The 24,666-nt window shown below is 66.3% G+C and carries 17 protein-coding genes and 2 pseudogenes; 11 read left to right on the top strand and 8 right to left on the bottom strand.

Going from position 1 to position 24,666, the window contains the following annotated elements; all coding sequences use genetic code 11:
- A partial coding sequence (locus AC3XYG_RS00170) for an aldehyde dehydrogenase family protein (RefSeq protein ID WP_489137792.1) occupies positions 1–389 on the bottom strand: 389 nt, incomplete at its 3' end.
- A 234-nt stretch (positions 390–623) separates the two neighbouring features.
- Between AC3XYG_RS00170 and AC3XYG_RS00175 the strand changes: the two are divergent.
- The 9 genes and pseudogenes from AC3XYG_RS00175 to AC3XYG_RS00215 form a co-directional block, all read left to right on the top strand.
- Positions 624–1,501, top strand: a pseudogene (locus tag AC3XYG_RS00175) (dihydroxy-acid dehydratase domain-containing protein); the annotation flags it as partial.
- A gap of 63 nt (positions 1,502–1,564) precedes the next feature.
- Positions 1,565–2,185: a hypothetical protein gene (locus AC3XYG_RS00180; RefSeq protein WP_489137807.1), complete on the top strand. Its 621-nt coding sequence runs from the start codon at positions 1,565–1,567 to the stop codon at positions 2,183–2,185.
- A 14-nt stretch (positions 2,186–2,199) separates the two neighbouring features.
- On the top strand, positions 2,200–2,901 hold the full coding sequence (locus AC3XYG_RS00185; protein ID WP_489137793.1) for a haloacid dehalogenase type II: 702 nt from the start codon (positions 2,200–2,202) through the stop codon (positions 2,899–2,901).
- Between the two features lie 41 nt (positions 2,902–2,942).
- Complete coding sequence (locus AC3XYG_RS00190) at positions 2,943–3,335, top strand: RidA family protein (RefSeq protein ID WP_489137794.1); 393 nt, start codon at positions 2,943–2,945, stop codon at positions 3,333–3,335.
- Positions 3,336–3,364: 29 nt separating this feature from the next.
- Entirely contained in the window at positions 3,365–4,039 is a 675-nt protein-coding gene (locus AC3XYG_RS00195; RefSeq protein WP_489137795.1) for a GntR family transcriptional regulator, read from the top strand.
- A gap of 45 nt (positions 4,040–4,084) precedes the next feature.
- Positions 4,085–5,377: an NAD(P)/FAD-dependent oxidoreductase gene (locus tag AC3XYG_RS00200; RefSeq protein WP_489137796.1), complete on the top strand. Its 1,293-nt coding sequence runs from the start codon at positions 4,085–4,087 to the stop codon at positions 5,375–5,377.
- 132 nt (positions 5,378–5,509) lie between these two features.
- A complete protein-coding gene (locus AC3XYG_RS00205; protein ID WP_489137797.1) occupies positions 5,510–6,364 on the top strand; it encodes an ABC transporter substrate-binding protein in 855 nt (284 codons plus the stop codon).
- A 123-nt stretch (positions 6,365–6,487) separates the two neighbouring features.
- Positions 6,488–7,087, top strand: a pseudogene (locus AC3XYG_RS00210) (amino acid ABC transporter permease); the annotation flags it as partial.
- Between the two features lie 123 nt (positions 7,088–7,210).
- Positions 7,211–7,963: an amino acid ABC transporter ATP-binding protein gene (locus tag AC3XYG_RS00215; protein ID WP_489137808.1), complete on the top strand. Its 753-nt coding sequence runs from the start codon at positions 7,211–7,213 to the stop codon at positions 7,961–7,963.
- Positions 7,964–8,368: 405 nt separating this feature from the next.
- Here AC3XYG_RS00215 and lhgD read toward each other — a convergent pair whose 3' ends face one another.
- The 6 genes from lhgD to AC3XYG_RS00245 form a co-directional block, all read right to left on the bottom strand.
- A complete protein-coding gene (gene lhgD / locus AC3XYG_RS00220; protein WP_489137798.1) occupies positions 8,369–9,580 on the bottom strand; it encodes an L-2-hydroxyglutarate dehydrogenase in 1,212 nt (403 codons plus the stop codon).
- 58 nt (positions 9,581–9,638) lie between these two features.
- Complete coding sequence (locus tag AC3XYG_RS00225; RefSeq protein WP_489137799.1) at positions 9,639–10,556, bottom strand: polysaccharide deacetylase family protein; 918 nt, start codon at positions 10,554–10,556, stop codon at positions 9,639–9,641.
- A 58-nt stretch (positions 10,557–10,614) separates the two neighbouring features.
- Positions 10,615–11,733 carry a substrate-binding domain-containing protein gene (locus AC3XYG_RS00230; protein ID WP_489137800.1) on the bottom strand — a complete coding sequence of 373 codons (1,119 nt, stop codon included), beginning with the start codon at positions 11,731–11,733 and terminating at the stop codon, positions 10,615–10,617.
- 17 nt (positions 11,734–11,750) lie between these two features.
- Positions 11,751–12,818: an ABC transporter permease gene (locus AC3XYG_RS00235; protein WP_489137801.1), complete on the bottom strand. Its 1,068-nt coding sequence runs from the start codon at positions 12,816–12,818 to the stop codon at positions 11,751–11,753.
- Positions 12,819–12,894: 76 nt separating this feature from the next.
- Positions 12,895–13,356, bottom strand: coding sequence for an ATP-binding cassette domain-containing protein (locus tag AC3XYG_RS00240; RefSeq protein ID WP_489137802.1), 462 nt, complete (start codon positions 13,354–13,356; stop codon positions 12,895–12,897).
- Positions 13,353–14,435 carry an ATP-binding cassette domain-containing protein gene (locus tag AC3XYG_RS00245; protein WP_489137803.1) on the bottom strand — a complete coding sequence of 361 codons (1,083 nt, stop codon included), beginning with the start codon at positions 14,433–14,435 and terminating at the stop codon, positions 13,353–13,355. Before AC3XYG_RS00245 ends, AC3XYG_RS00240 begins: the two co-directional genes overlap by 4 nt.
- 148 nt (positions 14,436–14,583) lie before the next feature.
- Between AC3XYG_RS00245 and AC3XYG_RS00250 the strand changes: the two genes are divergently transcribed.
- Positions 14,584–15,498, top strand: coding sequence for a helix-turn-helix transcriptional regulator (locus AC3XYG_RS00250; protein ID WP_489137804.1), 915 nt, complete (start codon positions 14,584–14,586; stop codon positions 15,496–15,498).
- A gap of 435 nt (positions 15,499–15,933) precedes the next feature.
- Here AC3XYG_RS00250 and AC3XYG_RS00255 read toward each other — a convergent pair whose 3' ends face one another.
- Positions 15,934–17,121 (bottom strand): tyrosine-type recombinase/integrase, encoded by a 1,188-nt coding sequence (locus tag AC3XYG_RS00255; RefSeq protein WP_489137805.1) that lies wholly within the window; start codon positions 17,119–17,121, stop codon positions 15,934–15,936.
- Positions 17,122–17,729: 608 nt separating this feature from the next.
- On the opposite strand from AC3XYG_RS00255, the gene AC3XYG_RS00260 reads away from it, so the two are divergent.
- Positions 17,730–24,666 (top strand): FG-GAP-like repeat-containing protein (locus AC3XYG_RS00260; protein WP_489137806.1); only part of this gene is annotated, 6,937 nt, incomplete at its 3' end.

A 24,666-nucleotide genomic window follows, 5' to 3' on the forward strand; every position in this document is an offset into this window, starting at 1 on the left:
AAGGCCGGGACCTCGGTGCCGATCTCGTGCAGGCAGTCCTTGATCGCCTTGCCGCTGTCCAGCGATTCCATCACCGCCAGCTCGACGGAATGCTCGCGGACGAGCCGCCTGAGCGCCAGCAGCACCTCCTTCCGGCGTTCCGGCGCCGCGCGCGACCAGACGCCGGACTCGAAGGCCTTGCGGGCGCTGCTGACGGCCAGGTCGATATCCGCCGCGCCGCAGAAATCCACGGTGGCGAAGGCCTCTGCGGTCGCCGGATTCAGGATCGGGCAGCGATTGGGTGCTGCGGCATCGACGAACCGGCCGTCGATATAGGCCCGCGAGGGCAGGGTCAGGCTCGCCGCGATCTGGCGGTAGCGCTGGGCGTCGGTTTCGGTTGCGCGATCCATCTATGCCTCCTGGTTTCGGTGACGAATATCAGGATGAATGATTGTTGACAATCATTCCCTAACAATCTACCAAGACACCATCGGACTGCCTGAGCGAGTGCAAAAATGACAAACGACAAGCGCACCCCGGATTCCACCCTTCGCAGCGCGAAACAATTCACCGGTATCGAGCGGTCGCTGCAGCGCGCCTGGGCCAAGGGCGCAGGGCTGATCGACGAGGAGTTCCACCAGCCGATGATCGCGGTGGTGAACACCTACCAGGATTTCTCACCCGAGAACGTCCATCTCCGCCAGGTGGCCGATGCCGTCAAAGCCGGCATCCGGATGGGCGGCGGGACCCCCTGCGAGTTCAACACCTTCCACGTCACCGACAGCGAGACCTTCGCTTCCGTCGGCATGCGCTATGTCCTGCCGAGCCGCGACGTGGTGGCCGACATGATCGAACTGATGATCGAGGGTCACCGCTTCGACGGCATGGTCCTGTCGGGTCCGGCGACAAGGTCATGCCCGGCATGGTCATGGCGGCGGCGCGCCTCAACGTCCCGGCGATCATGATCTATGGCGGCCCCACGCCGGTCGGCCGGTATCGCGGCCGGAAGGTGTTCCTCGAAACCGTCTACGACGCGGTGGGCGAGCATATCCGGGGCGAGATCTCCGCCGAGGATCTGAAGGGCCTGGAAGATGCCCATTTCCCGTCCGCCGGGGCCTGCGACACGGCGACGTCGGGGAACACATCGGGCATCTACACCGAGGCCCTGGGTCTGGCGCTGCCGGGCAGCGGCACCATGCCGGCCGGCAGCAACCAGCAGCTGCGCGCGGCGAAATACACCGGGCGCCGGATCATGGATCTGGTGCGCGACAACATCCGGCCGTCGGATATCCTGACCCCCGCCGCATTCCAGAATGCCATGCGCGCAGGGCTTGCGGTCGGGGGCTCCACCAACATGGTGCTGCACTTCATCGCGATGGGGAAGGAAGCCGGGGTCGATGTCAGCTTCGACACCTGGGACGCGCTGTCGCGCGAGACGCCGACGCTGGTGAAGCTGGCCCCGTCCGGCCCCTGGGGCGTCACGGAGCTGCATGAGGCTGGCGGCGTGCCCTCTGTCCTCAAGGCCCTGGGACCCCTGGTCGACGGCCAGGCGCTCAGCGTCTCCGGACAGACGACCGGCGAGATCGTGGCCGCCGTCGCGATCACCGACACCGAGATCATCCGCAGCCATGACGACCCGATCGAGCCGGAAGGATCCCTGTTCATCCTCCGCGGCTCCCTGGCCCCCGGCGGTGCCGTGGTCAAGGCATCGGGGGTGACCAAGGCGATGTGGTCGTGCGCGCTGCGCGCCCGGACCTTCGAAAATGAAGAGGATGCGATCGACGCGCTGCGCCAGGGGCAGATCACGGCCGGCACCTGCGTCGTGATCCGCAACGAAGGCACCAAGGGTGGCCCTGGCATGCGAGAGATGCTCGGCGCCACATCGGCGCTGATGGGGGCGGGCCTCGGCGACAGCTGTGCGCTGGTGACGGATGGCCGCTTCTCCGGTGCCACGCATGGGCCGGCCGTCGGCTATGTGACGCCAGAGGCCGCCCGCGGCGGACCGATCGCGATCGTGGCCGACGGCGACGAGATCCGGATCGACCTCCAGAACCGGAAGCTGGACCTGCTGGTCTCGTCGGACGAGATCGCCCGCCGGTGGCAGGCGTATGTGCCGCCGCAGCCGCGCGTGGCCCGCGGATATCTGAAATTCTATGCCGAACACGTCGCGCCCGCGTCCGAAGGCGCGGTCATGCCGCGATTTTGAGGAGGGAGGAGAGGATGGCCCATTCCGGGACGAAGCCTGCCTGGCTCACATTCGATTGCTACGGCACCCTGATCCAGTGGGATGAGGGCCTGCTCTCGGCGATTGCGGAGATCCTGCGCCGCCGCAACCGGACCGATGTGTCCGCCGCGGACCTCCTGGCCACCTACGACCGGCGTGAGCACACGCTGGAGCAGTCGGTTCCGTTCAAGCGGCTCCGCCAGATCGCGGCGGAGAGCCTAGCCGGCGCCATGGCCGAATTCGACGTGCCGACCGATCCTTCGGACCTCGACATCCTGCTCGGCCGCATCTCGTCTATGCCGCCCTTCCCGGAGGTCGTCGGAACCCTGCAGGCGCTGAAGCGGAGCGGCTACCGGCTCTGCATCATTTCCAACGCCGAGGATTCCGTCATCGCCGGCAATGTCGCCCAGCTCGGCGGGACGATCGATCGCGTTGTCACGGCGGAGCAGGCCAAGGCCTACAAGCCGTCGCCCGACATCTTCGGCCACGCCTATCGGGCGATCGGCAGCGATGCCGGCAGCGTCGTCCACATCTGCGCCTCGCCGACCCTCGACCTGACCGCCGCGCGCGACATCGGCTTCCGCTGCATCTGGATCGACCGCGGCACCGGCCGCAAGGCACCGGCCGACTACGCGCCCGATGCCGTGCTGCCCGATCTCTCGCAGGTGCCTGCCACACTCGAACGACTGGGCTGGTGACGATGTCGACCCCAACCGAACACCTTGCAGGAGCCGGCCTCGTGCTGACCCGATTGAACCATCCCGGCCGCCCGGCGCCGACCACGCAATTCTCCGAATCCACCATCGTCCCGGGGAACTGCAGGCTTCTCGTCACTTCGGGCCAGGTCGGCACCATGCCCGACGGGCGGCTGGCCGAGACCATCGAGGAGCAGGTCGAGCACAGCTGGCGCAACCTGCTGCTGCTGATCCGCGCGGCGGGATCGACCCCGGATCAGATCGTCAAGACCACCGCCTATCTGACCGATGCGAAGGATGTCGCGGTGTATCGCCGGATCCGGAATCGCGCGATCCCCGATGTGACGGCATCGTCGACGCTGGTGATCGTGTCAGGGCTGGCGGAGCCCGGCTATCGCGTGGAAGTTGAAGCGGTCGTTGCGGTACCGGACTATTGATGACGAGTCTGGACATCAAGGACCGATTCATGACCGCCAAGCTGCCGATCGTGCAGAAGAAGAGCCTGGATCTCCACGCCGCCGATGCGCTGCGTGAGCAGATCATCAGCGGGGCCGCCAAGTCCGGCACCCGTCTGACCGAGGTGCAGCTGTCGGAGCAGCTCGGGCTGTCGCGCGGCACCGTCCGGGCGGCCTTGCAGCGGCTGGTCTCCGAAGGGTTGGTGGAGCAGACGCCCTATACGGGCTGGCAGGTCGCCACGCTGTCGAGTCACGACGTGTGGGAGCTCTATACGCTGCGCGGCAGCCTGGAAGGATTGGCGGGGCGCCTGGCGGCGGAGAAGTGCGATGCGGCGGGGGCTGCGACGCTGACCTTGGCGCTGCGCGACCTGAAGGTGGCCTGCGATGCCGAAGATCAGCAGGCCGTGACCAATGCGGACTTTGTGCTCCACAAGGCCATCGTCGTGCTGTCGGGGAATGACAGGCTGCTGCATCACTACAGTTTGGTGGAATCCCAAGTAAAGATGATCATCGCGCCGACGAATGCGGGGGCTTCTCACTACGAGATTTATGAGGAGCATATTCCGATCGTGTCGACAGTGATTGCGAACAATCCTGATGAAGCCGAGTCAGTCGCGCGATGGCACAACGAGAGCGATGGAAAAATGCTCGCGGCCCATATCGCGTCGCTGTCCGAGACCTCATGACGACGGCAGCCTGACGGCTCAACCCCTTGCGTCGGATCCCTCTGGATGACAACGAAACCGATTGGTCAGGTCCGGAACCGCATCGATGTGCCGGTATGGACCGCGACCGCCGAAAGCGCCCCGGCTGTACAGCCGCTCGCTGAGAGCCTCAGCGTCGACGTCGCCATCGTCGGCGGGGGATACACCGGGCTGTCGGCGGCGATCGAGCTGGCATCCCAGGGCGCATCGGTGGCCGTGCTTGAGGCCGGCCAGATCGGCGGCGGGGCTTCCGGCCGCAATGGCGGACAGATCAATCCGGGGCTGAAGCTCGACCCGGCCGACGTGCTGGCGAAGCACGGCGACATCGCCGATGCGGCGTTGAACTTTGCCGGCGGCGCCCCCGACGTGGTGTTCGACCTGGTCAGCCGCTACGGCATCCAGTGCCACATCCGGCGCACGGGCTGGCTGATGCCGGCCCACCGGGCCAGCGCCCTTCCGGTCCTCAACCGCCGCGCCGAAGGATGGATCCGCCGCGGCGTCCCGGTCCGGACGCTGGACAAGGCCGAAACCGAGGCGGTGACGGGAAGCCGGTCCTTCGCCGGTGCCATCATCGATCCGCGCGGCGGCAATCTGCAGCCGCTGAGCTATGTCCGCGGCCTGGCACGCGCCGCCCTCGGCCATGGCGCCGGGATCTTCGTGGACACGCCGGTCAGGACCGCCAGGCGGGCAGGGGATGGCTGGACCCTGGGGACGGGCCGGTCGGACGTCCGCGCCCGCCAGGTCATCCTCGCCACCAACGGCTACACGGACGACCTGTGGCCGGGGCTCAAGCAAAGCATCGTCCCGGTCCACTCGTTCCAGATCGCGACGGTGCCGCTGGGCGACCGGCTGGGCGCCGGTATCCTGCCCCAGGGCCACCATGCCGCCGACACGCGGCATCTGATCCAGTATTTCCGCCGGGATCCGGCCGGCCGGATGCTGATCGGCGGCCAGGGGAAATCCGGCGGGCCGAAAACGGCGTCGGATTTCGGCCATCTCTACCGTTCCCTGACATCGATGTACCCCGAGCTGGCGGGGATCGAGATCGATTTCGCCTGGTCCGGGCTCGTCGCCGTGACGCCGGACTACCTGCCGCACATCCATGAGCCAGCCCCCGGCGTGACCGCCGTCCTCGGCTTTAACGGCCGCGGCGTCGCGATGGCCACGGCGCTGGGCCGGGCGGTGGCCAGACATGTTTCGGATCCAGGATTCCGGCTGGATATCCCCGCGACGTCGATCAGGAAGATCCCCTTCCACGGGCTGAACCTGGTCTACGCGGCGGCCGCGGCCGCCTATTTCCGGATCAGAGACCAGACATGACAGTAGACCCGTAGCCCTGATCCGGATGACCTGACCCTTCCCGATCGAAGGGGTCCACCGAAAGAACGGCCGACGATTGACGCCTGGCGTCAGCGAACGCCGCTGCTTTGCAAAAAAACAAGGAGGCAAACAATGGAAAGCTTGAATTACTCCCGGCGCAGCATTCTCGGCATGACCATTGCTGCAACCGCGTCGCTTCTTCTTGGCCGAACGGCCTTCTCTGCCGATGGACCGACGATCACCAGCACGGATGGGGCGTTCGCCCGGGTCAAGGCGGCCAACACTGTCCGGTTCGGAACGTCGAACGACCAGCCCTACGCTTTTCTCGACAATGCGACCGGCGCTCTCATGGGCGTCGACGCCGAGCTGCTGCTGGCGATGCTCGACAAGCTCGGCATCGCCAATCACAGCGTCCAGCAGGTCGACTTCGACGGCCTGATCCCCGGTCTGCTGGCCGGGCGGATGGATATGATCGCAGACGGCATGTACATCACCGAGAAGCGCCGGAAGGTGATCGATTTCTCGGGGGGCTGGTACAGATACGGTGAGGCACTCGTCGTCAAAAAAGGAAATCCAACCAATCTGCATTCGCTCGACGACCTGAAGGGCGCCAGTGTCGGTGGGCAACTCGGCACCGTATATCTCGATTGGCTCAACGAGGTACCGGACGCCAAGGTGATGAGCTATCCCACCGTTCCATTGCTCCTGCAGGATCTGATGACGGGGCGTCTCAGCGCGAGCTTGATCGATCAGCCCGTGGCTGCCTATGAGATCAGCCGCAACCCCAGATATGCCGCCGCCTTCGACATCGTCGGCGACTACAAGCCAAGGGAAATGGGCGTCATCGGCGCGGGCTTCCGCAAGGAAGACGGCTCGCTGCGCGAGGCGTTCAACTGGGCGCTGGCGGCCGTCAAGGCCGAGGGTACCGATCTCAAGATCCTGCAGAAATGGGGCTTGACGGGACAGAACCAGGCAACGGGCGCCTGACCGGATCCGCAAGGACGGCGCGGGGCCACGTGGCCTCGCCGCCGTCCATGCAACATCCCCAGCTTCCACCCATCAAGAATAGGGGATCGCATGGGATTCTCGCTGAGCGATATTCGCGACTTCATGCCATCGCTCTTGCTCGGAGCGATGACCACGATCGAAATCACGCTGATCGCCATCGTCTTCGCGATGGTGATCGGGCTGGCGATCGCCATCGTCCGGCTAGGCTCGTTTCGGATCCTGTCGATCCCGGCCGCGATCTTTGTCGACGTGATGCGCGGGACGCCGCTGCTGCTGCAGATCTTCTACATCTACTATGTCCTGCCGTTGGTCGGCATCGAGCTCGACGCCTTCGTCGCAGGCGTCATTGCCCTGAGCCTCAACTACGCGGCCTATCTCAGCGAGGTCTTCCGGTCGGGCATCCAGGCGGTGTCGAACGGCCAACGAGAGGCGGCATGGTCGCTCGGGCTGCCCGGCCATCAGACGATGCTTCGCATCGTGCTGCCGCAGGCGATCCGCATCGTCATTCCTTCGGCCGGTAACTATTTCATCGCCCTGTTCAAGGATTCGGCGCTGGTCTCCGCCATTGCGCTGACCGAGCTGCTGCGCGCCGGCCAGCTGCTGGCGGCACAGACCTACAAGCACTACGAGATCTACACCCTCGTTGCACTCATCTACCTGGCCATCAGCTATCCCGCGACCTGGCTGGTGCAGTGGACCGAGCGGGCGTTCAGGATCGGCAAGCCGACCAGGCGGCGACCGCCGGTCCAGCCGCAGGGCAGCGCCGCTGCCGGATCACCTCCGGCCGCGGAAGTGGAGTCCGGCGTCGCCGGCGACACCCGACAAATGGCATCGGAGCCGGCCCGCGACGTCGTCCGCATCGAGAATTTGAGCAAATCCTTCGGGTCCTTCAAGGTCCTGAAGGGCATCGATCTGACCGTGAGATCGGGGGAGAAGATCGTGATCTGCGGCCCGTCCGGTTCGGGCAAATCGACGCTGATCCGCTGCATCAACCGGCTCGAGCCGTTTCAGGGCGGCGCGGTGGTCGTCGACGGCGTGCCGCTGGACAAGGCGTCCGAGCATGTCGACACGATCCGGCGCGAGGTCGGGATGGTCTTCCAGTCCTTCAACCTGTTCCCGCATCTGACGGTGCTGGAGAACTGCACCCTCGCCCCGATGACCGTCCGGGGGATTTCGCGACAGGCGGCGGAAGATCTGGCCTGGGGCTTTCTGAAGCGTGTCCGCATCGACAACCAGGCCGGCAAATATCCCTCCGAGCTGTCCGGCGGGCAGCAGCAGCGGGTGGCTATCGCCCGCGCCCTCTGCATGACTCCGCGGCTGATGCTGTTCGACGAGCCGACATCGGCGCTCGACCCGGAAATGGTGAATGAAGTTCTCGACGTCATGGTCGACCTGGCCAACCAGGGAATGACCATGATCTGCGTCACCCACGAGATGGGCTTCGCTCGCCGTGTCGCCGACCGGGTGGTGTTCATCGATGGTGGCCAGATCCTGGAGGAGGCGCCACCCGAGGCGTTTTTCTCCGCGCCAAAGAACGAGCGAACCAAGCTGTTTCTCTCGCAGATCATCGGTCACTGAGTTCGGAATCTCCCGGCGGGATGGCGACGGCGGATCGGCCCCGAACGGCCGCCGCCAGTTGTTCGATCAGGACTGGTCCTATCGCGGCGATCAAACCTAACGGGCTGGCCCGGCAGAGGAACGGTTCTTGACGGCCTACAGTCTTTGGAGCGCGCACCACGTTCTCTTAGAGACGCCAACCGAATGATCGCACGTGGCGCCCATCAGTTTGATTAAGGCCGCAGTGATAGGGCCCCTCCGATCATGTCTCCTTCGAGGCCGACTGAGATGGCCGGTCTCAGGGCACCTCATCGAGCAAAATTGGCGGGAAGGAACCGAAACCTGCCGGTTCGCGCGACGTCCGGTGTCGGGACACCGATGCGATGTCCGGTGTTGGCGCCTAGGTGACGGGGCGCGCTTGCTCATTCATCGCCAGCCGAACCGGGACGCGGCGCGGTCGACCAGCTCGCGCCCGATCGGGATGGCGGACGTTGCCGCGGGCGAGGGGGCATTGCAGACGTGGATGCTGCGTGCGGTTTCGCGGATCAGGAAGTCATGCACCAGGGTGCCATCCGCCAGCACCGCCTGCGCGCGGATGCCGGGCCGGTAGGGCGCCAGGTCGTCCAGCGTCAACTCCGGGCAATAGCGCCGGCAGAGGGCGAGGTAGCGGCGCTTGCTCAGGGAGTTCCGCATCTCCGCCAGCCCCGACCGCAGATTGGCGCGGATCAGCTTCCGGAACCCCGGATAGGCGATCATCTCCGCCATATCCCTGGGGCTGACATCGGCGAACCGGTAGCCTTCGCGGGCAAAGGCGAGGACCGCATTCGGCCCCACCGTGACATGGCCGCCGATCATCCGCGTCAAGTGGACGCCGAGGAAGGGCAGAGCCGGATCGGGGATCGGGTAGATCAGGTGGCGGACGATGTCATTCTTGTCCGCACCAAGGCGGTAGTATTCACCACGGAATGGCACGATCCGGAAATCGAGGTCGAGGCCGCACAGCCGGGCCAGCCGGTCCGCCATGACACCGGCGCAGACGATGAGGTGCCGGGCCTTGATCGTCCGCCCACCGGCGCCGATGGTCACGCCCGACGGTTCCTCCTGGATCGCGTCGACCGGCATGCCCGTCAGGATTTCCCCGCCCCGATCGGTCACCACTTGGCCCATGGTGCGGGCCACCAGGCCGTAGTCGACGATCCCGGTGGTCGGCACGAACAGCGCGCCCACGCCACGGATATGCGGCTCGCGCCGGGCCAGTTCGGCGGCATCGAGACGTTCGACGGGGAGGTCGTTGGCAAGGCAGCGCTCGTGCAGCGCTGCCATCCGGCCGAGTTCAGCGGTGTCGGTCGCGACCAGCAGCTTGCCGCATTGTTCGAAGGGCAGCCCATGGTCGCGGCAGAACCGGATCGTCGCTTCCGCCCCGTCCCGGCAGAACCTGGCCTTGAGGCTGCCCGGCTGGTAATAGACCCCGGCATGGATCACGCCGCTGTTGCGCCCGCTCTGATGCCGGGCGAGGCCGGCTTCCTTCTCGAGGATCGCGACGGAAAGGCCGGGGAAGCGCCCGGTTACATCAAGCGCCGTCGCCAGCCCGACGATGCCGCCGCCGATGATGGCGAGGTCATAGGTAATTGCGGACAATCTCGTGTCGGTCGTATCGAAACGGCCGGGGCGCTTGCGCCCCCGGCCGTCCAAGGCATCAGGCGATCGGCACGATCTTCTGGTGGCCGGATCTGCGCTCCCATTCGGCCCAGGCATCGTGCTCGTTGATGTCGCGCAGCGGCTCGGGGTCGGAATAGACGATGTCGGCGATCTGGTCCTTGCGCATGAAGGTCACGCCCTTGTGCCGGCTGGCATATTCGAGGAACCGGCCGAGCGAGCGGACCCGATAGGGCCGGCCCTGGATGCGGTCATGCGTCGAGATCGCCATCATGCGGCGGCGGACCGCGCCTTCCTCGTAGAGCTGGTCGAACTCGTCCTTGAGCTGCTGCTCGAACTCCAGGCTCGAGAATTTGTAGGCTTCGAACTGGATGATGTCGTTGAGGTTCAGGGTGTAGGGCACGATCGCCATGTCCTTGCAGCGCACCTGGATCAGGAACGGCTCGTCGCGGCTGACATCGTCGATGAAGTACCGGAACCCCAGCTCCTGCAGGATTTTCAGCGTGTTGATCGTGCCGCGCATGGCGGCGCCATTGTAGCCGATCGGAACCTGGCCCGTGGCCCGCTTCACGCTGTCGATGTTGTCCTGGATGAACTTCTTCTCGGCCTCGTAGTCGAGATCGTATTGCTGCACCCAGTCGCGGCCATGCGCCGCCGCCTCATGGCCGCGCTCGACGATCTCCCGGGCGACCTCCGGGGCACGGTCGACCGCGGAGCCGACCATATGGGACGTGACTTTGATGCCGAAGCGGTCCCACAGATCCAGCATGCGCTGGGTGCCCTCGCGATAGCCGTATTTGTACCAGGACTTGGTCGGGAAATCGGGATAGGTCGGATCCATCTCGATGAAGCCGGAGAATGGCCCGCCCGGTCCGTAGGGCGCTTCGCCGCCCGCCTCCATCTGCATCGAAATGGAAATCACCAGGCGGCTGCCGTCGGGCCAGTGGGCTTTGCTCATGCTCTATCTCCGTTCGTGTCGATGATGGGGGCGGGAAAGCCTCGGGCGGCCTTCGGACCTATTTGCCGGCCCAGATCCGGGCGTAGGCGTCGCGGTAGCCATTGTCCGGGTCGTAGGCATTCTTCGGGCCGCCATCGGCGCCGATATTCGCCGCGGTCACCAGATGCACCGGCGCGACGAAGCCCGAGGGCGGGGCGCCGGCAAAGGCGCGGTTGAGCTCGTCGGCGGCCTGCCAGCCATGGAGGCGGAGCGGCTCAGCCACCGTGCCGGATTGGTAGAAGCGAGTGCGGATGCGCTCGAACGCCGCCTCGCTGCCGTCCCCCGCCGAGACGTTGCGCGGGTATCCGTCCGTCGCGATCCCGGCCGACGCCAGCGACGACGACATGAAGTCGAAGGTCAGGTCGTTGATGCTCAGAGCATAGGTCCAGTCGGCGCCGAACCGCTGCAGCAGCGAGGTTGTGAGCTGCGGCATGCGGGTGCTGGCCTCAGCCAGCGGGGTATCCTCGACATCGAGGACCTTGCAGCCGCCGCAGGCCTGGATGACCTTCGCCATCGCGTCCGACTTGGCGACCGCGATCGCATAGGTCGAGTCCGTGAACACCACGACGCCCGCTTTACCGCCGGATTCGGCGACCGCAAAGGATGCGGCGGCCCTCGCCACGTCGAGCGGGTCGGTGGCGATGTTGGTGAACAGCTTGAACTCGGTGGACGGGCCGGGATTGGTCACGGCGTGCCAGCCGACGATCTTGATGCCGGCCCCCGCCGCCTGGCCGATCAGTTCAGCCTGCTCCTTCGCGTCCACGGTGCCGAGCACGATGCCGTCCGGCTTCAGCGCGATCGCCTGCTGCAGCGCCGAGGACCGGCCGGAGACCGTGCCCTGGCCATCGAGAACGCGGATGCTCCAGCCGAGCGCTGCACCGGCCTCGACCAGGCCGTCGCCGACGCCGAGGGCACCACCGTTGCGCTGGTCGGCAGAGACGTAGACGACGGTCTTGTCCTTCTGTGCTGCCGGACCTGTGGTCGGGCCGGTCCAGGGCGGGTTGGGCTTGGTGACCTGGTCGACATAGGCCTGTGCGGCCTGGACGCCGGACTCCTGCGCCCGGCCGGCGACCGGGATCAGCATCGTCGTGGCGAGACCGAACGCCAGGATGCGGTGCTTCAGCTGCTTGTTTGTCACGCTGTGTCCTCCCTGTGTCATTGCGGCCGCTGGGCCTGGGCCGCTTCGGCGCGGCGCGTGTGCCGCGATTTGCCGACCGCCCGGCGGCGCTGCGCGTAGCCGGCGATGCCGATGGCGACGAGCAGCGTCATGCCGTTGAAGAGCGGTTCGACGTAGAAGGCGCCACCGAACTGCTGGATGCCGGAGATGCCGACGGCAAGGATCGTGACGCCGACCACCGTGCCCCAGACATTGACCCGGCCGGGCTTGATGGTGGTCGAGCCGAGAAAGGCGCCAACCAGAGCGGGCAGCAGGAACTCCAGCCCCACGCTGGCCTGGCCGATCCGCAGCTTTGCCGCCAGCACGATCCCGGCGAAGGCACCGAGCACGCCGGATGCCACGAAGGCGCCGATGACGAAGCGCCGGGTGCGGATGCCGTTCAGCGCCGCTGCCCGCTGGTTGGCGCCGATGGCGTAGAGCATCCGGCCGATCGGCAGGTATTCCGCGGCGATCCACAGGACGATGCTGATGCCGAGCACATAGAAGGCGGCGATCGGCAGTCCGAACAGGGTGGTCGCGTAGATGTCGGTGAAATCGGACGGCAGCGACCCGATGACCTGGCGGCCGCCGGTGTGCCAAAGGGCCAGGGCATAGAGGACGGTGCCGGTTCCCAGCGTGGCGATGAAGGAGTCGATCTGCGCGACCTCGACCAGCAGGCCGTTGACCAGGCCGAGCAGTGCCCCCAGCGCCAGGACGACGAGGACCGCAGCCCACCAGTCGAGCCCGAGCTGGGTCTGCAGGCTGATGGCCAGGACATGCCAGATGACGATGCCGTAGCCGACGGTCAGGTCGATCCGCCCGGCCATCATCGGGATCATTGCCGCCAGGGCCAGGACGCAGATGATCGACTTGTCCCCGAGGATCGACCGCAGGTTGAGCAGCGTGGGGAACGTCCTGGGCAGCAGGATGGAAAACAGGATGATCAGCGCCACCGTCAGCAGCGGCAGCCCGTAGACCGGCAGCATCCGCATCACCCGCCGCAGCGGCGACAGGCCCATCAGTTCACGCGGCGTCGGTTCCAGCGCGGTCGATCGGATCGATTGCATGTCTATTCCTCCCTCCAGCGTTCGGTGCGCGTCCGCAGTGCCTTGCTGGCAACGGCAATGCGGTTGTGCGGTGGGCTCAGGCGGCCGGCGACAGCGATGCGGCGTTCAGGAGCGCCGCGATCGAAAGCTCCGCCTGCGACAGCTCCGCCACCACACGTCCGGCCCGGAACACGCAGGCGCGGTGGCAGATCGCCGTGACCTCCTCGAAATCCGTCGAGATCAGCAGGACGGCGAGGCCGGTCTCCAGGGCATCGGCCAGGAGGCGGTAGATCTCCGCCTTCGCGCCGACATCGACGCCCGCGGTCGGATCCTCCAGGATCAGGACCTTGCCGCCGATCCGCATCCAGCGGGCCATCACCACCTTCTGCTGGTTGCCGCCGGACAGGGTCTCCACGGGCATCGAGGGCAGGTTCGGCCGCAGGCGGACCTTCGACCCCATGGTCTCGGCCTCCCGCTCCTCCGCGGCTGGCGAGCGGAACCCGAACAGGCCGCGGCCGCTGGCGATCGGGTTGAGGAACATGTTCTCGCGGACCGTCATGCCCTGGGCGACGGAGTCCGCGTGCGGTCGCCGGCGACCATCAGCACGCCCTGGGCGATGGCATCGAACGGATCCTTCGGGGCATAGCGGGTGCCGCCGAGTTCGACCGTGCCGGATCGGACCGGGTCGATGCCGAACAAGGCCTTGCCGATGGCGTCCTGGCCGGCGCCGCGCAACCCGACGAGCCCGACGACCTCGCCCCGCCGCAGCACGAGGTCGACGGGCCCCACCAGCCCGACGCCGACCGCCCGAAGGGTCATGACATCCGCCATGTCCGTTGGCTGGGGCGGCCGGACGAACACCTGATCGTGCGGCCGGCCGATGATGGCCTGAACCAGCGCGTCGGCATCGATCGCGGCCGTGGCCGCCGTCGTTGCCACGGCCCCGTCCCGCAGGACGACGACGCGGTCCGTCAGGGCGTAGACCTCGTCGAGGCGATGGGACACGTAGATCATCCCGACCCCGCGATCCCGCAGCCGGCGCAGCACCGCATGCAGCCGCTCCACCTCCGACTGCGGCAGGCTGGCCGTCGGCTCGTCGAGGACGATGAGTTCGGCGTTGCTGGCCAGCGCCCGCGCGATCGCCACCAGCGACTTGTCCGTCCGGCTCAGGCCCTCGATCCGGTCGTCGGGATCGATCTCCCCGCCGATTTCCGCCAGCGCATCACGGGCCCGGTCCCGGCTGCCGCGCCAATCGATCAGCCCGTGCCGGCGGGGGTACCGCGTCCCGAGCATCATGTTCTCCGCCACCGTCATCCACGGGATGAGGCCGACATCCTGGTGGATGAACGCGATCCGGCCCGACTTCACGGCAGCGGCGACGGAAGTGTCGGCAAAGCGCAGCGAACCCGCATCAGCCTGAAACACGCCGGCCATGATCTTGATGAGCGTGGATTTGCCGGCACCGTTCTCGCCCAGCAGCGCCACGATCTCGCCGGCGGACACCGTGATCGAGACATCGCGCAGGGCAATCGTGCCGCCGAAGCTCTTGCTGATGTTCAGGATTGCAAGAAGAGGCTCGGTATCCGGCCGGTCAATACTATGGACTTGGCCGCCGAGACTGTGCTCGAGGTCGGACATCTTCCTCCGGCGAGGCTATTTTCCAGCGCATTCGCTGCGAGCCTCTTGTGACACGAACTCTGTCACGGTATGAAAAGGCCGTCATTCGGAAATAGGCCATCATTTTTCGAATAACGGCCAATCGGTGTCGAAGCGGTGAGAGGGCGGCATGACGATGACGGATGTGCGGGCCGAGTGCCCGCTGACCGGGAATCCCGACGCTGTGGAGCGCTTCGCGCTCGGCCGCCGCGACGAGGCCTTCGCCATCGACGGCCGCAGCCCCACGCACGCCGTGGACCTCCGCCTGCCGTCCTTCGACGCCAGTTCGGAGCGTGAGCCCGGGGGCATGCTGGTCTGCGTCGATCAGGGCGAGATCAGGCTGCTCGGGCAGGCCGGGCGCTGGGCCCTGCCGGCCGGGCACATGATCTACATCCCACCCGAACGATCGTACCGGCTGGCGGCGACACGGCCGGTGGAACTGACCCTGGTGAAGTTCACGGGCCATGAGCCGGTCTGGCAGCATCATGGCTGCTGGGCTGTGGCGATGCCGGGCCTGGCGCTGGAGATGACGTCGTTCGCGCGGCGATGGGGGCCCGATCGGGATTCGGCGGACCCTCTGGCCAATGTCTTCTTCCAGACCCTGGGGCAGCTCTTCGCCGTGTGGTTCGACAGCAAGCGCAGGATGTGGACGCCCTTCGGCAACGCGCCCGACATGGACCGGGCGATCGCCTTCGCCCGCGACCACATCGAGACGGCATCGGTGGCGGACACCGCGGCCGCGGCCGGCATGTCGGAACGCACCCTGCGGCGACGGTTCCGGGACGAACTCGGCATCAACTGGCGCGAATTCATCACCGAGGTCCGCATGAGCGAGGCGATGAAGCTGCTCGGCCAGCCCCATGCCAGCGTGACGCAGACGGCCTACGCGGTGGGCTTCAACAGCATCGGCGCCTTCACCGTGGCGTTCAGCAGCTATTCCGGCATGACGCCCAGCGCCTTCGCCCGGCGGCACAGTCATTTCCGGATCGCCGGGCGCAAAGCCGCCGAGCCGTTGGGGGGCAGCGAATTGCGGCTGTCGAACTGAGCCGTCCGGTCTCGTGGCATCCCGGTCGTCGACCGCGGATCACCCACTCCGTCACCTGAGCACAACGGCGTCAATCGGTCAGCCTTATGCGGCCGGAACAGCCTGGACAACTAGGTGTCGAAGACCCGAATACGCTGCGAGAGGTGGCGGCTGCGGGATAGAGCACCGACATCGGCATCGGCGCCGGTGGAAACGCTTGCAGCGCTGGCACCAGCTGTCCCGCCGCGATCCAGGACTTTGATACAGCGGCACGGCATCTGTATAGGGCCAGCCCGGCCACGCCGGAGACAGTGTAGATCTCCGCACCCCGGACGGCGGGGTCGTGCGGCGTATGGATGTCCGGTATCGGGACTCCGACAAAATGTCTGCTTGTGGCGCCAACGCGCGATTGGCCATCCCCATTCAACTCGCTGCTGCCTTACCACCGGTTCATTGCTACGCGGCGCGGTCTCCGAGGAGAATCGCACTGCGGCGCTGGACCACGGTCTCGGCCGCTGCCCGAACGGCGTCGTCTTCCGTATGGACGTAGCGCATGAACTGCGTGACGGTCTTGTGAGCAGTGAGCTGCATTCCGACCTTTATCGGAACTCCGGAGTTGGCGATCTCGGTGGTGGCGCGATGCCGGATACCGTGAGTCCCGACATGTGGCACATCTGAGGCCTTCAAGATGCGACTCCAGGCTTTCCCGTAGGTGCCTTCCGGCATATGTCGATCCGCATTGCGGATCGACGGAATCACATAGGGAGATGCTGCGAAGCGAGGTGCACTTGCGAGAAGAGCCGCCGTCTCATCACTCAGAGGTTTCGACATCTGTCCCGTCTTGCTGTCCGGCCAGACCACCCGGCGGCCGGGGAAGTCGATCCAGCCCCACTCGAGCGTGAGGATCTCGGACATGCGAGCCGCAAAAGCGAACTGTAGGCGCACTGCGAGCGTCAGGAGGGGATGCTCCAGGCCTTCGGCGTCGGCGCGGTCGAGTTGACGAAAGATGCGGACTAACTCGCCATCGGTGATCAAACGTGTCCTGCCGATCTCCGGGTACTTGGGGATATGGCGGCAAGGGTTCGTTCCATCGCCGCGGTAGCCCCAGACCTCCGCCATGTTGAACATCTTTCGCAAGCATCCAAGGACTCGATTGGCCGTGACGGCGGTTTTCTTCATCCGTACGATCAGATCCGAGACATCGGCGCGTGATACATCCGTGACCCTCTTCGATCCAAGGGCTGGGACGATGTGCTGATTGATCAAGAATTGGTTGTATTTGACGCTGCGTGGCCGGTTCGCAGGGCGTGAATAGTCTTCGATGAATTTGACGGCGAGTTCCTGGACACTCGGAGCGGCCCGAGCGGCAGCTTTTTCGGCGCTCGGATCCTTGCCTTTGCGCACTTCGGCCAGCCAATCTTGCGCGATCGAACGAGCTTGCTCGACAGTGAGCTCGCCGAAGCGACCGATCGCTGGCTTCCGACGTTCCCCTGCATTGGTGCGGTATTGCACCATGAACACCTTGCTACCGGCAGGCGTGATCTTGACCAGGAAGCCAGGGACGGTGGTGTCGCGAAGTTCAAGGTCCTTGGGGCCGGGGACTGCGCCGACGATCACCGTTTTCGTGAGCTTGAGCTTGGCCATGTACACCCCACCCGATGCCGATTTCCAGGGGCCGGATAGGAGCCTCCAGAAATGCTGCGATATCGCAGTTCCGGCTATCCAAGGATGAGGGTGCCTAATGAAAAAGCTAGACCACTCAGCCGCTTAGCGTACCAAGACAGGTGGTCGGATAGGCAAGGATAGGCGGTCTTGGCGGGCTTAAAATCTGCGTCCTTCGGGAGTGCGGGTTCGAGTCCCGCCGTCCGCACCAGGCTTCCCAGCCTGCACGCGATCGGGGCAGGGGCCTGAGGGGCTTCGTTCCAGTTCTTCCTCAGAAAATTAGCCTGTCACGGCAAGGTTGCGACGGTGGCCTTGGCGAATCCGAAATGGGCGTGCGTCCCAGAATTCGCGATCGACGTGGATGCTGGCGTCCCGTGCCTTTGTCGCAATTGCATTATTTCATTTATGGCTTGACTCGACTTACGAAGAAGTCATCGTATTTTTCTATAGAGAAATCGTCGTATTTTTTATTTTGATATTTTCGGGGGCGCCGCGCGATGGAAAATTTCCATGAGGCTCCATGCCGTCGATTTGACCGTCGCATTTCCCGCACCGGACCGATCGGCCAAAGGGCGGCGTCACTCACGCGGATGATCCTGTTCGGCTGCGCGGCGCTGGTGACTTTGGCCAGTGTGGCGCTGGCAGACGAGCTGGACATGGCGACCCCCGCGACGACGGGCGGTGCGGTGGTGGCTCCGGCCGTCGGTTCGCTGAGCGCGGTGCCGCTGGAAGGCGCGGACAATCCGACAGGCGCCATGGTCAAGCGCATCGATCTCTCGGTGCCGCCGTTCCACGGGCTCGAGCCGCACCTCGCCCTCGACTACCACTCGCGGCTCGGCGACGGGCCGCTCGGCGTCGGCTGGATGATCGAAGGCCTGTCCACGATCCAGCTGGCTTCCCCCGGGAAAGGCATCGCGAGCTTCGACGGCACGACGGACGTCTATCTGCTGGAAGGCGAGCTGCTGCACCCATGCAGTCTGGGCTCGGCGAGCCCGAGCTGCCTCTACCCGACCACGGCGGGCAGCTTCAGCTACTACTTCACGGATATCGAGCGCTACAAACGGATTGGCCGCGACCCGGCGACCGGTACGTGGGCGGTCTGGCTGCAGAACGGCACACGCCTCGACTACACCGAAACGACGCTGACCAGCACCGGCAAGGCGGCGAACTGGCTGCTGACGGCGGTGACCGACACGTCGGGCAACCGCGTCGCCTACGCTTATACGACGGCCGCGCCGGGGACCGGGCGGCTGCCGGCAACGATCCAGTACGGCAAGACTGTCATCACCTTCCATTACGCGGCGCGATCCTACCCGCTGTCCTACGGCATCGGCGGGGCGACGGTGGTCGCCGACAACCGGCTGCTCACCACCATCGATGAGCAGGCCAATGGCAGCCGGCTGCGGGCCTACGCCCTTGGCTACACCACCAGCAGCGCCACGGGGAGATCGCTGCTCGCCACGGTGCAGGAGTTCGGCCGGGACGCCACGCTGAATGCCAATGGGGCCGTCGACAAGGGGGCAAGCCCGTCCTTCTTCCCGCCGACATCCTTCCACTACAAGAGCGATGCCGACGGCAGCCCGGCGGAGTCGCTGGACGCCGCGCTGTTTACGGCATCGGCCGGCCACACCGCCGGATTCGCGCGGGATTCGGGGGAAGCCCGGCTGACGGTGCTGAACCCTTCCGGGGCCCGGCATCTCAGCCTGGACCTCAATGGCGACGGGCTGACCGACCATGTGATCATGATCTATGATCCGGCGGCCGCGGTCGGTGACGTTGCCGTTCCGACCACGTTCCAGGCCTATCTGGCGCGGCCCGGCGGCTCGCTCAAAGCGGTGGCCCCGTTCACCACGCCGATCATCAATCCGGCCGGCGTCCTGCTGCAGATCCAGCTCGCCGATGTGAACGGCGACCACCGGCCGGACATCATCGTGATGCAGCCGGTCGGGTCGCACATGGAGACGACGACTCTCTTCTTCGATGCGGAGGCCGAGGTCTTCTCAGGGGTGGTCGCCGACAAGGCGCTGGCCGGCGTCCCGGTCGTTTTCTTTGCGACGGGGAGTGACGATGCGCGCGACGTGCCCCTCCCGCATGGGGTCGTCGTCAGCCCGCAGTTTCTGGTGGGCGATTTCAACGGCGACGGCTATGCCGACATCGCCCTGGCCAATGCCGAGGGGCCGGATCGGGTCTATGCGATGCATGTCGCCCTGGGTCGGGGGGACGGCTCTTTCGCGCCGATTGCGCCATGGGCGACGAATCGGAGTGCATCGACCGCGTCGCATTGGCTGGTCGGCGACCTGAACAACGACGGACGATCCGACCTCGTTTATGTCGGTGCCGACGCCTACGACGACAAGACGCCGTCGAACCCGTCCCCAGGATCGCATGTGCTGCTCTGTGGCGACCTGTCGAGCACGGCGTCCGAGGCAGCGTTCCGGGTCCATCCCTTCGTCCCGCAGTGCCAGACCACGGCGATCCCGGCGTTCCAGCAGTATGACGCCTGCAAGTGGACCGACGCCTTCCATCCGATCCCGGTGCCCTCGATGTTCACCAGCGCCCGCGACGTTTTCATGATCGCGGACGTCAATGGCGACGGTTCGAAGGATCTGGTCAGGATCGGCGCCGACCTCGATGTCGCCACCTGCAACGCCAGGCCGTTTCCGCGCGACAGCACCTACCAGACCTATCAGGCCATCCTCTCGAATGGCGACGGCTCGTTCACGGCCGAAGGCGAGCAGGCACCACGCCTCGCCACCAAGAGCACATCCGTCCTGGTCGCCGACCTGGACGGCGACGGCCGCGACGACCTGGTGGCGCTGGCGCCGCTCATGGAGGGGACCGCCTGCGACCCGGCCGCGCCGCCTGGTGTCGATTGCGCACCACAGGCCTCGGTGATTCAGATCCGCTTCCAGGGCATCCGGTGGACCGACCGGGTCACGATGGATATACGAACGGCGGCACCGGGCCTCGCCTATCCCTTCACGACGTTCACGCTGACGGGTGTTGCCGGGACTGCGACCGCGCTCGATACGATCGAGGTCGGCGATTTCAACGGCAGCGGCCATCCCCAGGTCGCCGTCTGGCACCGGACGCATGACAGCGCCGAGTTCCTGGATGATTTCGGCTGGAACGACAAAGGCCGGACCAGCCCCTGCACGTCGGCTTGCCCGTATTACGACATCCTGTTCCACGTCCGGACCTGGCAGCCGGGGGCGGACCCCGTCGACACCGGCCATTGGATGGTGGCCGACGTCAACGGCGATGGCCTGCCGGACTATGTGAAGACGGAGGTCGAGGGGACCAGGCTCACGCTGTTCGTGCGCCTGCGCCAGCCCGGCAACTCGTTCCTGGACCTGCCCCCCGCCGCGTTTCCGGTCCCCTTCGGGTTCCAGCCGGCGACGTTGCATGTGGCCGACGTCAATGCCGACGGCCTGGTCGACCTGGTCGCGGTGCGCGCGGAAGACGGGCTCACCCCCGGATCGTCCAGGGCGCGGGTGGTGACGCTGCTGGCCTCCGGCGGCGGGGCATACACCCTCAGCCAATGGCTGCTCGACACGCCGCACCGGATGCCGGAGAACGGCCACTGGTTCGCCGCCGACACCAATGGCGACGGCAAGGCCAACCTCGTCTACATCTCCAACCGGCAATCCTCCGACCAGGCTTGCCTTCGGCATGTGCGCCTCGACGTCCTGCGCTGGAGCCAGGGCTTCACCGAGCCGCAGCCCGGCTCCTCATTGCCGCCGGTGCCGGTGTCGGTGTGGTCGCTGCAGCCGTCGGCGGATGTCCCGGCCTGCGCCGCGGGTGCGAACAGCCCGGACTGGTACGTCTATGATGCCGACCGGAACGGAACCCAGGATTTCAGCGGGGCCTGGGCCGTGCCCGGCGGACCCACGGTGTCCTATGCCACGGTCAGCATCCTGGCGGGCCGGGACGGCAAGTTCCGCGCGGTCAACAGCACCACGACCAGCCGCTTCGACTACGCCCCCTGGCGATGGAAGCCGATCGACCTGAACGGCGACGGCCTGCCGGAACTCGCCGCGGTCACGACCGACATCACCGATACCGGCGAGGCGAAGCTGGCCGCCGAGGTGCTGCTGTCGAGCGGCGATGGCACCATGAAGGTCCAGCACGCCTTCGATGCCGGCCCGATGGCGACGGCGCTGGCGCGCGCCCTCATCTTCTTCGACTGGAACGGCGATGGCCGCACCGACCTCGCCCGTCTCCGCTTCGATCACGGCGATCTGCTGGTCAAGCCATTCGTCTCGAATGGTTCAACCTTCGCCGCCACCGCGGAGTCGCGGTTCCCGCGCGGCGTGTCCTATCCCGATCTCGGCCAGATCCGGCCGCTGAGCCCGGATGGCAGCCCTCGCCAGCGCCTGGAATACCTGGATGCCGGCTATCTCCCGGGCAAGCTCCTGGCCCTCGGCAATGCCTGGTTTGCCGCCCCCCGGCTCGTGGGCGACCTTCTCTCGGGCATCGATTCGCCATTGGGCGCGCAGACCAGTGTCGACTATGCGCTGATGACCAGCGCGCAGCTGCCCAATCAGCCGGGTGTCTGCCAGTTGCCGCCGAGCCTGGGCTACCTCGTGTCGAAACTGTCCGTCGCCCCCGGCGGCGGCGGCACGGTCGCCGAAAGCATCGATTACGCCTGCCCGCGCTACTCTCCGGCCGAGCGGACCCTGTGGGCCTGGCGACAGATTTCGCATAGCGAGTCCGGCGTTGCGGGCCGCCCGTCGCGGACCACGGCGCAGGTTTGGGACAGCGACGATCAATGCGGTGCCCGCCTGCAGACATCGGCCGTATCGGGCGGCGGCAGCCGGCAGCAGGTGACGATGATCAACCCGCCGCCGGATCCCGCGGCGCCCTATCATTGCCAAGCGGTCCAGACGACCACGCAGGACGACGACCCCGGCGGTTCGCTGGAGCGGGTCGAGCTGTTCGGCTACGACCCGTTCGGCCGGGTCGCGCAGCATCAGGAGCTCGGCGACACCAAGATCGTCGGTGACGAGCGCACGACGCAGACGACGTCGGAGATATCAGCCGATCCCTACATCGTGACCACCGCGACCGCCACCCTGTATGCGGGGCGCGGCACGGCGGGGACGCTCCTCCAGCAAAGCGAGTACTGCTACGACGGGGCCGTGGGGTGCGTTCATCACGCGACGGACCGGGGCTTGCTGACCGCGGAGCGGCGCTTCTCCGACACCGATGGCGGTTTCATTACCCTGCGCGCGTTCGACCATGACGCCCAGGGCAACGTCACCACGGTGACGGATGCGAACGGCTTCGCGACGACGCTCGACTACGACAAGGCGCTCGGCCTGTATCCGGTGGTGCTGCGGGACGCGGCAGGGCATGAGAGCCAGCTGGAATGGGATCTGGTGCTCGGCGAGCCGACCGCGGTGACCGATCCCAACGGCATCCGATCGGATGTGCGGACCTATGACGCGCTCGGGCGCGTCACATCCGTGGCCACGGCCGATGGTGGCAAGGCCACGATCGACTACCGCTTCTGGGGCTTGCCCACGCAGAGCGTGTTCATGAGCGTCGCCGACGGCTCACCCTCGGGGCTGTGGTCGGACGATCATTTCGACGGGCTGGGCCGAAGCACTCTCCTGCGCAAGAAGGACTCCGAAACAGGGCCGGCCTATGTGTTCCAGACCGGCTACGGCGACCTCTCGAACAACCCCAGGCAGGTCACGCATGGGGCCCTCGAAGGCGCCGTGGCCGTGCCGGTCGAAACCTTCGCCTGGGATTTCCTCGGTCGGCCGGCATCGGTGACGCATACGGACGGATCGACGAAGCGGATGTCGATCTTCGCCACCGGTGCCAGCGAGGTCGATGAGGTCGGGCACCGGAAGGATTTTGCCTACGACGCCTATGGCAACGTGCTGACGCTGAGCGAGGCGGGCGTGCAGACGATGGTGCTCGAGCACGATCTGCTCGGCCGGCTGGGCAAGATCCACGACGCCGCCAACAACACGATCACCTTCGGGTGGGATTCGCTGTCCCGGGTGATGACCGAAACCGACCCCGACCTCGGGGCCCGCAGCTTCACCTACGATCATGCGGGGGATCTCACCGGGACCACGGATGCCAACGGCAACGTCGTCACGGTCGCCTATGACAATCTGGGCCGCCCCGTCAGCAGGGTCGTGAACGGCTCGGCTGCGGTGACCTGGACATACGATGAGCCGGGGCACGGGTCTTCGATCGGCCGCCTGACATCGGTGACCGACGCCGCCTCCGGCTGCCCGGTGGCGCGCAGCGTGAGCTATGGCGTGCTGGGGCAGCCCATCGCGGAAACCCGCTGCTGGGACGGCACGTCATACTCGGTCGGACGAATCTTCGATCCGTTGGGCCGGCTGGCTGAATTCACCTATCCGTCGGCGGCGAACAAGGCCCCGGCGGATGGGGAAAGCCTGGTCGTCACCTATGAGCCGAATGGCTCGCCGAGCGGGCTCTCCGGCATCGTTGCCGCCAGCACGCACGATCCGCAAGGGCGCCTGCTGTCACGGCGCTTCGCCAGCGGCGTCGAGGCGGACTACACTTATGATTCCCAGCGGGAATGGCCGGCCACGGCGGTCTTCCACTTCCCGTCCCTGGCGAACGTCCTGTTGACGTATGGCTTCAACCCCGACGGGTTTCTGGCGCAGGCGTCATCGACCAGCCCGACGCGCCACCTCGACACGGTCTACAGCGTCGATGCCTTGCACCGGCTTGCCGGCGCCCAGCAGACGTTCGGCGGGACCACGACGTCGCAGGCCTTCGCCTATGATGCGATCGGCAACATGAGCCAGGCCGGCGCCGACATCTACACCTACCCGACGGCCGGCAACCTGCAGGTCCATGCCGTGCAGGGCATCGGACCCCGCAGTTTCCAATACGATAAGGGCGGAAACCTGACCAAGGTGGTCAATTCCGCAGTCGACGAACAGCGCTTCGGCTGGAACGGGGAAGGACGCCTGACCGCCGCAGAGATCTGGGACGGGGCGGCCTGGCAGCGCACCGAATTCGCCTGGGACGCAGCGGGCCGCCGGATCAAGGAGCTCACGCCCGACGGCAAGGCCACCTATCACTTCTTCGACGAGGTCGAGCAGGACAAGGCCGGCCGGCTGGTCAAGCGCTACGACCTCGGCGGCGAACCGGTGGCGTGGCGCGATGGGGCCGGTGTGCTCAGATACCTGCATACGGATCTGCTCGGGTCGATCAGCCTGGTCTCCGACGACAAGGGCAATATCGTCGACGAATACCAGTACGACCCATTCGGCCTGATCCAGAACGGCGCGATCGGCGACAGCGATCGCCGCGGCTTCACCGGCGCGCAGCATGACCTGTCGACCGGCTTGCCCGGTGTGGCCGGCAGCGGGCTCGTCAGCCTGGGCGCGCGCTCCTACGATCCGGTGTCGCGCCGCTTCCTGTCCCCCGACACGATCCTGCCGACGCTGCAGACCTCGGGAGCGTTGTCGCGCTACGCCTACGGCCTCAACAACCCTGCCCAGTTCACCGACCCGACCGGGCATGCCC

It is taken from the genome of Inquilinus sp. (assembly GCF_057815775.1).

Coding starts and splice junctions, on each gene's coding strand:
- AC3XYG_RS00195 (WP_489137795.1), top strand. CDS start 3,365: ATGACCGCCAAGCTGCCGATCGTGCAGAAGAAGAGCCTGGATCTCCAC.
- AC3XYG_RS00255 (WP_489137805.1), bottom strand. CDS start 17,121: ATGGCCAAGCTCAAGCTCACGAAAACGGTGATCGTCGGCGCAGTCCCC.
- AC3XYG_RS00200 (WP_489137796.1), top strand. CDS start 4,085: ATGACAACGAAACCGATTGGTCAGGTCCGGAACCGCATCGATGTGCCG.
- AC3XYG_RS00245 (WP_489137803.1), bottom strand. CDS start 14,435: ATGTCCGACCTCGAGCACAGTCTCGGCGGCCAAGTCCATAGTATTGAC.
- AC3XYG_RS00215 (WP_489137808.1), top strand. CDS start 7,211: ATGGCATCGGAGCCGGCCCGCGACGTCGTCCGCATCGAGAATTTGAGC.
- AC3XYG_RS00240 (WP_489137802.1), bottom strand. CDS start 13,356: ATGACGGTCCGCGAGAACATGTTCCTCAACCCGATCGCCAGCGGCCGC.
- AC3XYG_RS00205 (WP_489137797.1), top strand. CDS start 5,510: ATGGAAAGCTTGAATTACTCCCGGCGCAGCATTCTCGGCATGACCATT.
- AC3XYG_RS00225 (WP_489137799.1), bottom strand. CDS start 10,556: ATGAGCAAAGCCCACTGGCCCGACGGCAGCCGCCTGGTGATTTCCATT.
- AC3XYG_RS00185 (WP_489137793.1), top strand. CDS start 2,200: ATGGCCCATTCCGGGACGAAGCCTGCCTGGCTCACATTCGATTGCTAC.
- AC3XYG_RS00235 (WP_489137801.1), bottom strand. CDS start 12,818: ATGCAATCGATCCGATCGACCGCGCTGGAACCGACGCCGCGTGAACTG.
- AC3XYG_RS00250 (WP_489137804.1), top strand. CDS start 14,584: ATGACGATGACGGATGTGCGGGCCGAGTGCCCGCTGACCGGGAATCCC.